This window comes from Peribacillus sp. NPDC096622 (assembly GCF_044762665.1).
Taxonomy (GTDB): domain Bacteria; phylum Bacillota; class Bacilli; order Bacillales; family DSM-1321; genus Peribacillus; species Peribacillus frigoritolerans_B.
Genome location: NZ_JBIWES010000004.1, coordinates 369830 through 382936, shown reverse-complemented (window position 1 = coordinate 382936; position 13107 = coordinate 369830). Strand labels below are relative to the sequence as shown.

Here is a 13107-nt window from a genome sequence, read left to right as displayed (position 1 = left end):
CTTTTGCCATTTTGAGACCATTTCAGGTTAATGACATCGAGGGTTTACTAACGTGTTATAGGAGTGATCAGATGAGCGAGATAGTCGCTACTTATTTAATTCATGACTTTAATGGAAATCATGAGAAAAAAGCAGAAAGCATTGCCTTGGGTTTGACTGTCGGGACATGGACGGACCTGCCGCATTTGGTTCAGAAACAACTGGAAAAACATAAGGGACGCGTCGTATCGGTGACACCACTATCTGAAGAAGAGAGGGCAAACAGCTACTTTAATCGGAAAGTATACCGTTCGCTGATCAAAATTGCCTATCCGGCAGGGAATTTCTCCAATGATTTACCTGCAATCCTCACGACGGTCTTCGGCAAACTTTCATTGGATGGTGAAATAAAACTGATCGACTTGGATTTTGTCGGTGATATTCAAAAAGCTTTTCCAGGGCCGCAATTTGGCATTGAGGGCATAAGGGAAAAGGTTGGCGTTTTTAACCGGCCCTTGGTGATGAGCATCTTTAAAGGTGTATTAGGAAGAGACCTAACATTTCATAATGAGCAACTGAGGCAACAAGCATTGGGAGGTGTCGACCTAGTTAAAGATGATGAGATCCTCTTCGACCAGGAACTGACTCCATTTTTCGATAGAATAAAAACGGGAAAAAGAATATTGAATGAAGTCTATGAAACCACTGGCCACCGAACATTATATGCTGTCAATCTATCAGGGAAAACATTTGAATTATTGGATAAGGCAGAGCAAGCGGCTGAAGCGGGGGCAGATGCTTTATTGTTCAACGTTCATACATATGGTTTGGATGTAATGCAGGCCTTGAGTGAACATGATCGTATCAAGCTGCCGATCATGGCGCACCCCGCATATAGCGGGGCATTGGCATCTTCATCATTTTATGGTATCGGCTATCCATTATTGCTTGGTAAATTAGTAAGGTTATCAGGTGCGGATTTATCCTTGTTCCCTTCTCCTTATGGAAATGTCGCACTTGAAAAAACGGAGACCTTGGCGATTGCTGAAGCTCTGACAAAAAATGAACTTTCATGGAAAAAAGCCTTTCCTGTTCCTTCTGCAGGCATTCATCCGGGCATGGTTCCGGACCTCATCAAGGATTTTGGGCTCGATAGTGTGATTAATGCCGGAGGCGGAATTCACGGGCACCCTGACGGAGCAGAGGGCGGTGCCAAGGCTTTCCGTTCTGCTGTGGAAGCCGTTCTAGCAGGAAAGGAACTTTCTGAAGCGGCGGCTGAGGAAGAAACACTAAAAAAAGCTCTTGTGTTATGGGGAGGCCTATAAGAAATAATGAGACCGATCATCTTTTGTGATTTTGACGGAACGATCACCAACACAGATAATATCATTTCCATCATGAAGAAATTTGCGCCTCCGGAATGGGAAGCGTTGAAAGACGGTGTCCTTCAGCAAAAAATCAGTATATCTTCAGGAGTTGGGGATATGTTCTCCCTGCTTGATAGCGGCTTGAAGGATGACATCATCCAATATGTAAGAAGAACGGCCGGCATTCGCCCAGGGTTTTATGAATTCGTTGAGTATACGAAACAAGTCAATATCCCTTTATATATTGTAAGCGGGGGCATGGATTTTTTCATTGCCCCCCTATTAAATGATATCTTGCCAACAGAGTCCGTTTATTGCAACCATGCATTTTTTGATAAGGATAAGATTTATATTGAGTGGCCGCATACTTGTGATGATCAATGTAATAATGATTGCGGTTGCTGCAAGCCATCCATTATGAGGGAAATTGCGGGTGCGGAAGATTTTAAACTCGTTATTGGAGATTCAGTAACGGATTTTGAGGCGGCAAAACAGGCTGATTTTGTCATAGCCCGTGACATTCTGCTTGAAAAATGTGATAGGGAAGGAATTCCACATCAAGGATTTGAAACATTTTTTGATGTAATTGACATTTTAAAGCAGCAGGAGGCGGTTAAAGCGTGAACACTCATTCTAAAGAATGGCAGGAGTTGGCGGATATTAAAGCTGAACTGGCCGCAAGGGATTGGTTTATGGGAACTAGCGGGAATTTGTCAATCCGCGAGCCCAAAAGCTCTTTCTTTTATATTACCGCAAGCGGTAAGGATAAAAGGAAGCAATCGGATTCGGACTTTTTACTGGTGGATTTAAAAGGAAAACCAGTTGAAGAAACGAATCTAAGACCATCGGCCGAAACTTTACTTCATACAGTCATTTACCGGAAAACAAATGCGAACTGTGTACTTCATGTCCATACAGTTGAAAATAATGTGATATCGGAATTATACGGAGATGAAGGCCAAGTTTCCTTTCGTAATCATGAAATCATTAAAGCGACCGGGCGGTGGGATGAAGATTCGGAGCTTCGGATTCCAATCATATATAATCACGCTGACATTCCGCTGTTATCCGATAAGTTCAAGCCACATGTCGAAGAAGACTCTGGCGCTGTGCTGATACGCAATCATGGTATTACGGTTTGGGGCAAAAGCGGACTCGAAGCAAAAAGAATACTTGAAGCTTGCGAATTTTTATTTCAATATCAACTGTTACTTAATCAACAAAAGGCGTTTGCAGGTTCTTTAAGATAAACACTCATAGAGGAGGAATGAATGATGGCGACGATTAGATTCCATGAAACAAACGAGGTTATTGAAAACGGTGAACAGGTAAAAGGGTTTTTAGAAACTCAAGGGGTTATTTATGAGCAATGGGACATTTCTAAATTACCTGACCACCTTGTGGAAAAATACGATCTAACAGATGCTGACAAGGAGGAAATCCTTGTAACATTCCAATCGGAGATAGCGGAAATCTCTGAAAGAAGAGGCTATAAAGCCCATGATATCATAACATTATCCGATGCAAATCCGAACTTGGACCAAATGCTTGAAAACTTTAAGCAGGAACACCACCACGAAGATGATGAAGTGCGTTTCATAGCAGGCGGAACGAGTATCTTTGCCATTGAAGGCAATGATAAACAGTGGTTTGATGTACGTCTTAATCCAGGAGATCTTATTAGTGTACCAGAATCAACAAGACATTATTTCACGCTCGCGGAAGATAGGAAAACTGTTGCTGTCCGGATTTTCGTAACAGCTGCAGGATGGGTGCCGATTTACGAAAAAGACGAAGTTCAAGCATGAATCAATTTCGAAAAACCAGCTTAAGGGCTGGTTTTTTTATGTGGATACGGCAAGTGATTTAGTAAGGTAAGTATGATAAAATTTAACGGAATCGAATTTAACCGGATTATAGGAGCAGATAAGAATGAAAACGACCGAAGTGTACATATTGGGCGGCTTTCTCGGCAGCGGGAAAACGACGCTTCTTCGAAATATTTTAAAACAGGAAAGTGAAGCGGGCAGAAAAGTGGCAGTGCTTTTAAATGAGCTCGGCAGTGTATCGGTAGACAGCGGACTCATTGGTGATGGAGTGCCTCTGAAGGAGTTGTTTGACGGGTGCATCTGCTGCACAATTCAAGATAAACTGGAGGTTCAGCTTCATGAGTTGCTAACCGAAAATGAACTGGATGCGGTTTATATTGAAACGACGGGCGCAGCTCATCCAGTTGAAGTATTGGATGGCATCATGTCGCCGATTTTCGCCAAAAGGCTGGAGTATAAAGGGATCATCACGGTCGTCGATTTATTAAGGTGGCGCGATCGGGAGGAACTGTCTCCTCAGCTTCGACAGTTGCTTGCAGAGCAAATCCACCATGCTGATTTCATACTATTGAATAAAGCGGATTTAGTAAGTGAGATGGAGGCCGCACAGCTGATATATACGATACAGGCGCTGAATACGGATGCGGTATGCTTATTGACGGAGTATGCAGCCGTTTCCTTGGCATCATTGCAGCAAATGCAAAGAAAAAGGCATAATGGCCATCAAAAGCTTGATGTACATGACCATTTGCATTTAACTGCAATCGTTCATACATTTGAAGGTGCTGTGGCACAAACCGACTTTGAACAGTGGCTTAGGGCCCTACCGGAAACGGTCTATCGAATGAAAGGATATATTTCCTTTACACATTCACAATACCCCCATTTATTCCAATACTCCTACGGAATGCCGATGTATATGAATGAAATGATGAAAATGCCATTGAATATCGTCATCATCGGGGAAAAGTTGGATAAGGAAATGTTGATCGCTCAGTTGAAAGCTTTGGAAGCGAAAGCGGCCCGATAAACGTTTACCGCCCATTAAAGAAGGGAAACATTAAAAGAAGACTTTCTTATCAAGGAGGCGGTATTAGTGCCATGGAATAAGAACGATTACCCAAACTCGATGAAGAATCTAGATAAAGATGTAAGGGAAAAGGCTATAGAAATCGCGAATGCACTATTGGATGAAGGATATGAGGATGGAAAAGCCATTCCAATTGCCATAGACCGGGCTAAGATGTCAGTAGGAAAAGATTGAGAAAATGGTCAGACCCCTAAATGGGTCTGACCATTTTTATTGTTGCATTCCAAAGGCGGCAAATGTCTTTTCGTCTTCTATCAATCCGCAAGCGGCACATTGAACCCGAACTTCAGGACCATTATATGCTAGATGGAATGGCTGAAGGGAATCGTTCGAATATTGTTCAACAATCTCACCGGATTGGGGATCCTTTTTAATGGGGGTTGCCACTTGCTGAATGAGATTGAAGCGAGATTTATTTGTCCGGCAATTCGGACAGCGGTATACTTGAGACATTATACTCACTCCTTTTTTGGATTATAAAAAGCGTGATATCTTATTATTAAGATAGTCTTTACAAACTTGAACATTAATATGTATAAATTAGTAACGGATGGAAGGGATACTATGAAAGAAAATGTCAGGCAAGAAGAATTACTGGTGGCTTATTTAAGCATATGGAACAATCGTAAGGTGGCCGATGGAGGTGGAAGGGAAGTGTTGTCGGAACTCATCCGCAGAGAGCTTTTGGATGAAAATTCCCATCCACGTGCCCGAAAACCAGTATTGGAGAAATTTTACCTGTCTATTAAACGCGTGATGGAATCTTCGCTTTCGGAAGAAATGAAAAATGCGATTGTCATGGCCTATATCACTGAATTGGAAAGATTATGATTTCCGAGTGTGATATGGATGCTTGTTAACAAATATTCTTTTATGCTTCATACTTTTTTCACAAATCATTGTTAAAATCTTTAAAAAATAGATATTTAATGAATAAGGAGCTTAAAAAATATGAAGTGGGGCATTGGGCTTCTTCTTGCCATCGTACTGCTTACGGGGTGTAATAGCGGTAATGCATTTACTAAAATCAACAAAAGTCAATCTTTCCTGGCGACTGTCAATATCAAGGATACCTCACTGACTTTCATAGATGAAAACTATCATCCTTTTGCAAAGTGGGATATTTCAGAACCATTTACCGGGGCCCTGCTCCTGGCAGACAATGATACTATCCTGCTTTATGGAAAAGAGATGGAGAAAGTCCAAGTGTATTCTTTATCCGCAGGAAAACTGATAAACAGTTGGGAAATTGGGAAAGGGATCGTCAATATGCAGTTGTTACGTGATGGAAAAAGCATCGTGGCGGTCAATCAATCGAATCACTCCATTTATTTTTTGAATGCTGATGGGGAGGAACAGGATATTGTCAAGGTTGGTAAAAGCCCCTTGACCGTTCTTCAAGGAGAGCAAGCGAATCGATTGTATGTTATTAATTTTGGTGATACCAAATGTTCGGTGATAAATCTTGAAACGAAAAAGGTCGATTTCGAATTTCCCGTACATAGTTCCAGCACAGGCACATTATTAAGGGAAGAAAAGGATGAAATATGGATTGGAGGACACGGTGATGGGGATCAAGTGGAAGAAGATCTATATATTTATTCGGCAAAAACGGGAGAGTTGAAGAAAAAGCTTAAGGCCCCAACCATGCCGATAAAGTTCCTGGAAAATGATGAAGGAATATTTGTCCTTAGTCATGGGACTAGCTCCTTATATAAATTGAATGATCAATATGAGGAAGTCAAAAGCAAAGTGGTCGGCGTCAACCCCTTTGAAATGGCGAACTTTAACGAAGATGTGGTCGTGGCGGGGTATGATAGTGATGAAGTGTATGTAATGGATGCTGAAACAGTCGAGGTTAAAAAAACGATCAAAGTCGGCGAAGGTCCATTCCAATTGATGTTGAGGGAGTAGATGACATGCATGTTTACACCATTTTAGTCGTGGATGATGAAGAAGATATGCGAAATCTAGTTGAAATGTATTTGCTGAACTCAGGTTATCGATGCCTTCAAGCTGCGAATGGAAAAGAAGCTATAAGCATGGTTGAAACAGAGGAAGTGGATTTAATCCTATTGGATATCATGATGCCAGGTATGGACGGTTTCTCCGTTTGTGAAGAAATTCGTGAAATTGGGGAGATCCCTGTGATATTTGTCAGTGCGAAAGGTGAAGAATGGGATAAGGTGAAAGGGCTGAAGCTTGGCGGCGACGATTATATCGTCAAACCGTTCAATCCAGGAGAATTGGTCGCAAGGGTCGAAGCGGTATTGCGAAGGACAGGGAAATTATCATTGAATGAAGAGAATCAAAACCATGTCCGATTCGGTAAAATTAGCTTGAACTTACAATCCAGAACGGTTTTAGTGGAAGGGAAGCCAATCAATTTAACCTTGAAAGAATTCGAATTGCTTTTATTCCTCATGCGTCATAAAAGCCAGGCACTCAGCCGTGAACAACTGCTTGAAAATGTATGGAGCGGTGAGTATGGAGGATCTTTACGTACTGTGGATACCCATATTAAAACGTTACGAATGAAATTAAGAGCGGCCGATTACATTCAAACCGTCTGGGGAATCGGTTATAAGATAGAGGAAAAGAAATGATCTATAAATGGCGAACCCTTTCTTTTAAATTATGGCTCACCATTATCACCGCCATCATCCTTTCCGTGCTGTTCGCTTACTCCCTTTCCCAATATTATTATAAAAATCTATATGTGGAGAAGCTTAAAACGGATTTAGTCAATGAAGCATCATTGCTAGGGGCGGATTATTCCGGCGGTGAAATCAGCGAAGACTTTAAGCAAAAAGTTGAATGGTTTAACAGTAAGAACGACAGCGAAGTCTTTGTCGTCAATAATCCCAGGGAATTGAGTGCATGTCTGCCTTTTGAAATCAATTATGATACCCTTATTTCTGAAGAAGAACGGCAAATGCTTTTAGATGGGAAAGCCGTTGAAAAAGAGGGATATGAGAAAAGGTTTGAAAAGAACATCGTAGCGGCGATCATACCCCTGATTGACGAAAATCGTCTCGAAGGCATCATCTATACATATATTCCTGTAGATTCCATTACGGTCTTATTTAAGGAATTTGCTGCAAGATGGTTGGCAGCGGTTCTATTATTTTTGATTGTCGCGATTTTGTTTACTACTAAATGGTTGAAAAAGCTAGTCAGTCCGATTAAGGAAATAGAGACTGCGGCCCATCGTGTCTCAGAGGGGGATTATGACATACAGGTCGAGGTAAGGAGTCATGATGAGATAGGTAAACTGGCAATAGCCTTTAATGATATGGCCAATTCCATCCATTTGGAAGAAGAAAGAAAAAAAGAATTTCTAGAAAATGTTGCACATGAGCTCAGAACCCCGCTTAGTTACGTAAAGGGCTATACGCAGGCCATATTGGATGGTGTCGTGAAAAATGATGAAGAGCAACGGAAATACCTTCAACTCATTTCAAGGGAGGCTCTTAGGCTGCAGCGGCTTGTGGGAGATCTTATGGACTTATCAAAAATGGAAAGTGCTCCATTCTTGTTAAATAAAACCCCGATTGCCTATGCGCAATTCATTGAAGACGTACTTGTGAAATATGAACCGATAATAAAGGAAAAACAATTGGGCTTAAAGCTAGACCTGGATCCAGACCCGATTATTTTTGGGGATGAAGGAAGGATGGAACAGATCCTACATAACATTTTTGATAATGCCATTCAGTATACGGATCCTGGAGGGGCAATCCATATTACCCTAATTCAGCATAAAGATGATTGCGAACTGCTGGTAACTGACACGGGCAACGGGATTCCGGAAGCGGATCTGCCGTATATCATGAATCGTTTTTACCGTGTGAACAAGGCACGCAGCCGTTTTGATGGCGGTTCAGGGCTTGGACTATCCATTGTCAAAAAATTGGTGGAATTACAAAATGGTAAAATCGAAATAGAAAGCAAGGAAAAAAGGGGAACAACAGTCAGGGTCATCCTGCCGAATATAAAAGAAGAATGGAATTCATAAAAAGGGGAAACGTTCAAATGAAAAAAATTATGTTATTTTGCATGGCGTTAATTTTTTTGGCTGGATGCGGCAAGAAAGAGGAAATTCCGAAAATGTTAAATGTCGATTTAGCTGTCGATCCAACTCAGGGTAAAGTGAATGAGCCTGTGAAATTTCAGGCAAAAGTAACATATGGGGACGAAGTCGTGACAGATGCGGATGATGTCAGTTTTGAAATTTGGCTTGCGAATAGCGATGACCATGACAAGATAGCAGTAAAACATAAAGGGAACGGTATATATGAACTGGAAAAGGCTTTTGATGAAGAAGGAACCTATTATGTATATGCCCACGTCACGGCAAGGGACATGCACAACATGCCAAAGAAAGAATTCGTCATAGGTAAACCAAGCACTCCCGAACAAAATGGCGGAAAAAAAGAAATGGACGAGATGAATGATGAAGAAATGAAATGATGAATGTACCATCAAAATCAAAACAATTCGGGCTTAAATCCGGATTGTTTTTTTATTTGGAAAAATATTCAAGATGATAGGGGGAAAATGACGAAATGTCGAAGTGAAACCGAAAAATTTGTAACATAAAAGTAAAGAAAGTCATAATATTTCGGTTGGAAGCGATATGTCAACTAAAAGTTATTAGTATTCCATGGAAATGGTTCTATGTAACTACCATTGACAAATAATTACTGGAAAAATATGAGTATTTATACTATTGGCAGAAACATAGATAGTTAAAGCATTTCTGCTTGTTTTCTCTGAAACTTGGATCATAAATATATTTTCATTCGCATCCTGTGAATTTGATGGAAATTGATGGTGCCTTTATTACAAAAAATGCATGTTATGATAATTCCAGAAGCAAAGCACAACAAAAAATGAACATCACAGGAGGAAATACGAATGAAAAAGAAAATGATTATGTCAGCAGCAGCGGCTGCAGCTATTATATTCACAGGAGTAGGAGCTAACCAAGCTGAAGCAGCCAACTGTGATACAGTGAAACAAGTAACTTATAAAACTACGAATAAAGAGGATATGCAAAAAGTCCTTAACCAATACCTAGCTAAATACAATATCACTATACCTGCAGCGCAGGCACAACAAAAACCAGTTCAAAAACCAGTTCAAAAACCAGTTCAAAAACCAGTTCAAAAACCAGTTCAAAAACCAGTTCAAAAACCAGTTCAAAAACCAGTTCAACAAGAAGCTGGAACAACGAACCAATCAAAACCTGCAGCAAAACCTGCAGCACCAGAAGTGACACCTAATAAATCAACTGATGAAAAACAAGAGACAAGCTCTGAATTAAGTGCGTTTGAACAAGAAGTTGTTAAATTAACGAATGCAGAACGTGAAAAACAAGGTTTGGCAGCTCTTAAAATCGACACTGAGTTGAGCAAAGTTGCACGTATCAAGTCTCAAGACATGAAAGATAAAAACTACTTTGATCACAATAGCCCAACTTACGGTTCACCTTTCGATATGATGAAACAATTCGGAATCAGCTATAAAACAGCTGGCGAAAACATCGCACAAGGTCAACAAACACCTGAAGAAGTGGTACAAGCTTGGATGAATAGCCAAGGACACCGTGAAAACATCATGAATTCTAGCTTTACTCATATCGGAGTAGGTTACGTAGAATCTGGTAACTACTGGACTCAACAATTCATCGGAAAATAATAGATTAATAGAAAAGTGCATCCCATTAACATGGGGTGCGCTTTTTTTTGCGAGAATGGATCATTCCATTCCATGAAAAAAAATCAATTGTGACATCGATTGGTTCTCTATAATGTACCCAAATCTAAAAAGAATTGAACCAAGAAATAACTGGAACCGCACCATAACATCAGTGAGGTCCCGGTGAAGCCACTTAAATTTCGGATACATCGATTTCTGAATATTGTGTATTGAAACTTTTTTGAAGACGTATTTCCAATGTTGATTCTTTATATTGGGCTGATGCCCCCTTTTTCTTGACAGGTGCAGGGAGTGTTATGACATGCCGATCTGACTCTTCAGGAATTCCCTCGATGATGGATTGGTTAGATGTATGATAAAGTTTCATTTTCTTTAGCCAGGATTCATCTTCTATTGGAATTCTTACGAAGACATATAAGTGGGTTTCAAATACTTCGGCATGTAAAGGATGTTCAGATCTGGCATTTACTTTTTGTGAGCCGCCATCATTTTGGTTCATCATACCTTGCATATTGTCAGGGATCACTTGTGAAAATACCTTTTCAATGAACGATTGAACATCACTTTGCTGCATATTTTTCATGAATTCCTTTTGGTTCGGGTTATTCTTAAAAGAAAAAAGTGAATTCCAGGGAAACATATTGAATTCCTCTCTCCTGCTTATGGTCTGACAGGTTTATTTGTTATATTTTATGCAGCTAAAGCCCAGAGGTTCTTTTTTATAATTACTAAATTATAGAAAATGGAATAAACTTATGTATAATTAAGTAAAATCCATTAGATAAAGAGGGTAAGCCTGTGGATGAAAAAGTAGCTTTTATTACTGGTGGAGCAACGGGTATCGGCAAAAGGATGGCGTCTTCACTCGCCGATAATGGAATGTCCATTATCATTACTTATCGAAAAAGTAAAAAGGCAGCTTTAGCATTAGTGGATGAATTACAGGAAATGTACCATGTTAAGGCAATTGCGATTCAAGGTGACTCGTCAAGTGAGGAAGATTGCCGGAATAATTTGCAAAAGATTTCGGAGGAATTTGGCCGTGTTGATGTCTTCATTCATAACGCAGGGCCATATATGCATGATCGTAAACCGATGACTGAATATGGCAGCGATGAATGGAAGTACATCATGGACGGAAATTTAAATGGTTTTTTCTATTTTGCGAAGGAACTTATTCCACAAATGCGCAGCAGAAACTGGGGTAGGGTCATTACATTGGGATTTGAACGGTGTGAAACTGCACCAGGTTGGATCTATCGTTCTGCTTTTGCTGCTGCAAAGAGTGGCTTGACTTCCTTGACAAGAACTTTAGCTGCCGAAGAAGCTACACATGGGATCACCGTGAATATGGTTTGTCCTGGTGATATCATTGGTGATTGGAAAGAGGAGGAAATTAGGGTCGCGAGAGCAGCAAAGGATGAAACGGTTCCAGTCGGAAGACCGGGTACGGGGGAAGATATAGCGAGGGTCATCACGTTCCTATGTGATGAAAAATCAGATTTCATTACCGGGAGTATCATACCGGTAACAGGCGGTAAGGATGTTCTTGGGAAAATATATAAAGCCTAGTGGTTTAGAATTTGAATTCAGAATGAAAAAAAGTGAGGCCGGTGTAATCCAGCCCCACTTTTTTTACGCCTTTTTTTTATATTTTACTTGCTGAATGAACCGTAAGCGAGCAGCCAAGCCTATAGCTCCGAGAGCCAAGCCGGAAATTAAGCCGATCCAATACCCAAAGGCTCCCATATCCGTATATTGTGCAAAGAAATAGCCAATCGGAAGCCCGAGAATCCAGTAGGAGACCAGTGACATTGCAAATGTGACATTTACATCTTTATATCCACGTAAAATACCCTGAATAGGTGCCTGGAGGGCGTCCGATATCTGAAAGAAGATGGCATATATTAAAAAATGTGATGTCAGCATCATTACTTCGTGATCTTTAGTGTATAAAGAGGCCACAGGTTCACGGAAGAGGAAGAGGATGGTCGACAAAACGAGTGACATCGTCAAGGCCATCGAAATGCCAATCCAGCTATACTCTTTGGCATCTTTATAACGGGCTGCCCCAATTTCAAATCCAATGACGATCGTCAATGCCATGGAGATACTTAGCGGTATCATATAAAGCAGTGACGCAAAATTCATGGCAATCTGATGCGATGCAATCGTCACGGTATCATACTTACTCATCAAAAGTGTGACTGCCGAAAAAATGCTTGTTTCAAAGAAAATAGCCAGCCCGATGGGTACCCCAATCAATAATAAGGCCCTCCATTCTTTCCAGGAAACCCGGAAAAATTCAGTGAAAACCTGATATGTCGAAAATGGGTTTATTTTTATTACAACCAGGATGGCCACCAGGGCTATTAACCAATACGTAATGGCAGTGGCGTACCCGGAACCGACACCGCCAAGTTCAGGGAATCCAAACTTCCCGTATATTAACAGGTAATTAAAAAGGACGTTTACCGGGAGCGCACATAAGGTGATGATCATGGAAATCCTAGTTTGCCCCAAGGCATCGATGAAAGCCCTCAACGCATTATAAATGAATAAAGGAATGATACCGAGTGAAAGGGCGATCAAATAATCATGGGCCACCATGTGGACACTATCTTCAAGGTCCATGGCATTCAATACGGGGTTCAAAGAAAACGCTCCAATGATTAAAATGAACAAGGCTAAGGCTATAGCTAAATAAATGGCCTGCATCACGGAATAGGAAACGGATTTAGACTGCCTGGAACCCACCAGCTGTGAAACTACCGGTGTTAAGGCAATCAATATCCCGCTCAGCCCCGTGTACACGGGTGTCCATAGCGAACTGCCGATGGAAACGCCAGCAACGTCCTGAGTGCTGTATTGCCCCGACATCATCACATCAAAAAAAGTCATGGCATACATGCTGATTTGGGTGATCAGGATAGGTATCAATATATAAAATAACAGGCGGATCTTTTGTGATTTAGTATAAGTCTGATTCATCAAAGTACCTCAATATCAATATTTGGAATTTTCAACACAATGAAAGAATTATATCACATATGCATGTGATGTTTTAAGAGTTTTTATTTGAAGCTAAAAAAAGACTTGCCGTTTAGGGCAAGTCTCA

15 protein-coding genes and 1 pseudogene are annotated in these 13107 nt (G+C 40.7%); 13 read left to right on the top strand and 3 right to left on the bottom strand.

All coding sequences use genetic code 11. The features are described from left to right. Nucleotides 1–71 precede the first annotated feature (71 nt). From mtnW to ACIQYG_RS10695, 6 genes and pseudogenes are all read left to right on the top strand, one after another. On the top strand, nucleotides 72–1304 hold the full coding sequence (gene mtnW / locus ACIQYG_RS10720; protein WP_402837784.1) for a 2,3-diketo-5-methylthiopentyl-1-phosphate enolase: 1233 nt from the start codon (nucleotides 72–74) through the stop codon (nucleotides 1302–1304). A gap of 6 nt (nucleotides 1305–1310) precedes the next feature. Next, nucleotides 1311–1970, top strand: coding sequence for a 2-hydroxy-3-keto-5-methylthiopentenyl-1-phosphate phosphatase (locus ACIQYG_RS10715; protein WP_402837782.1), 660 nt, complete (start codon nucleotides 1311–1313; stop codon nucleotides 1968–1970). Next, nucleotides 1967–2596 (top strand): methylthioribulose 1-phosphate dehydratase, encoded by a 630-nt coding sequence (locus ACIQYG_RS10710; RefSeq protein WP_402837780.1) that lies wholly within the window; start codon nucleotides 1967–1969, stop codon nucleotides 2594–2596. Before ACIQYG_RS10715 ends, ACIQYG_RS10710 begins: the two co-directional genes overlap by 4 nt. A gap of 24 nt (nucleotides 2597–2620) precedes the next feature. Beyond that, complete coding sequence (locus ACIQYG_RS10705; protein ID WP_402837927.1) at nucleotides 2621–3154, top strand: cupin domain-containing protein; 534 nt, start codon at nucleotides 2621–2623, stop codon at nucleotides 3152–3154. 124 nt (nucleotides 3155–3278) lie between these two features. Continuing rightward, entirely contained in the window at nucleotides 3279–4205 is a 927-nt protein-coding gene (locus ACIQYG_RS10700; protein ID WP_402837778.1) for a CobW family GTP-binding protein, read from the top strand. 66 nt (nucleotides 4206–4271) lie between these two features. Continuing rightward, nucleotides 4272–4418 (top strand): annotated as a pseudogene (locus tag ACIQYG_RS10695) (DUF2188 domain-containing protein); the annotation flags it as partial. A 57-nt stretch (nucleotides 4419–4475) separates the two neighbouring features. Here the strand turns inward: ACIQYG_RS10695 and ACIQYG_RS10690 are convergent. Then, entirely contained in the window at nucleotides 4476–4718 is a 243-nt protein-coding gene (locus ACIQYG_RS10690) for a hypothetical protein (protein ID WP_048688669.1), read from the bottom strand. A 111-nt stretch (nucleotides 4719–4829) separates the two neighbouring features. On the opposite strand from ACIQYG_RS10690, the gene ACIQYG_RS10685 reads away from it, so the two are divergent. The 6 genes from ACIQYG_RS10685 (at nucleotide 4830) to ACIQYG_RS10660 (ending at nucleotide 9968) form a co-directional block, all read left to right on the top strand. Further along, nucleotides 4830–5096, top strand: a complete 267-nt coding sequence (locus tag ACIQYG_RS10685) for a hypothetical protein (protein ID WP_402837775.1) — start codon at nucleotides 4830–4832, stop codon at nucleotides 5094–5096. Between the two features lie 120 nt (nucleotides 5097–5216). Then, nucleotides 5217–6179, top strand: a complete 963-nt coding sequence (locus ACIQYG_RS10680) for a YncE family protein (RefSeq protein WP_402837773.1) — start codon at nucleotides 5217–5219, stop codon at nucleotides 6177–6179. 5 nt (nucleotides 6180–6184) lie between these two features. Beyond that, nucleotides 6185–6871, top strand: coding sequence for a response regulator transcription factor (locus ACIQYG_RS10675; RefSeq protein ID WP_034307471.1), 687 nt, complete (start codon nucleotides 6185–6187; stop codon nucleotides 6869–6871). Beyond that, nucleotides 6868–8283 carry a sensor histidine kinase gene (locus tag ACIQYG_RS10670; protein ID WP_402837770.1) on the top strand — a complete coding sequence of 472 codons (1416 nt, stop codon included), beginning with the start codon at nucleotides 6868–6870 and terminating at the stop codon, nucleotides 8281–8283. The genes ACIQYG_RS10675 and ACIQYG_RS10670 overlap by 4 nt, the downstream gene beginning before the upstream one ends. Before the next feature lie 17 nt (nucleotides 8284–8300). After that, a complete protein-coding gene (locus tag ACIQYG_RS10665) occupies nucleotides 8301–8738 on the top strand; it encodes a FixH family protein (RefSeq protein ID WP_063575895.1) in 438 nt (145 codons plus the stop codon). A 447-nt stretch (nucleotides 8739–9185) separates the two neighbouring features. Continuing rightward, on the top strand, nucleotides 9186–9968 hold the full coding sequence (locus ACIQYG_RS10660) for a CAP domain-containing protein (protein ID WP_402837769.1): 783 nt from the start codon (nucleotides 9186–9188) through the stop codon (nucleotides 9966–9968). A gap of 193 nt (nucleotides 9969–10161) precedes the next feature. Here the strand turns inward: ACIQYG_RS10660 and ACIQYG_RS10655 are convergent, their stop codons facing one another. Further along, nucleotides 10162–10629, bottom strand: a complete 468-nt coding sequence (locus ACIQYG_RS10655) for an Hsp20/alpha crystallin family protein (protein WP_402837767.1) — start codon at nucleotides 10627–10629, stop codon at nucleotides 10162–10164. A 158-nt stretch (nucleotides 10630–10787) separates the two neighbouring features. Here ACIQYG_RS10655 and ACIQYG_RS10650 point away from each other — a divergent pair, with 158 nt between their 5' ends. Continuing rightward, nucleotides 10788–11561, top strand: a complete 774-nt coding sequence (locus ACIQYG_RS10650; RefSeq protein WP_402837765.1) for an SDR family oxidoreductase — start codon at nucleotides 10788–10790, stop codon at nucleotides 11559–11561. Nucleotides 11562–11624: 63 nt separating this feature from the next. On the opposite strand, the gene ACIQYG_RS10645 is transcribed toward ACIQYG_RS10650, so the two are convergent. Beyond that, nucleotides 11625–12980, bottom strand: a complete 1356-nt coding sequence (locus ACIQYG_RS10645) for an MATE family efflux transporter (protein ID WP_402837764.1) — start codon at nucleotides 12978–12980, stop codon at nucleotides 11625–11627. Nucleotides 12981–13107 lie beyond the last annotated feature (127 nt).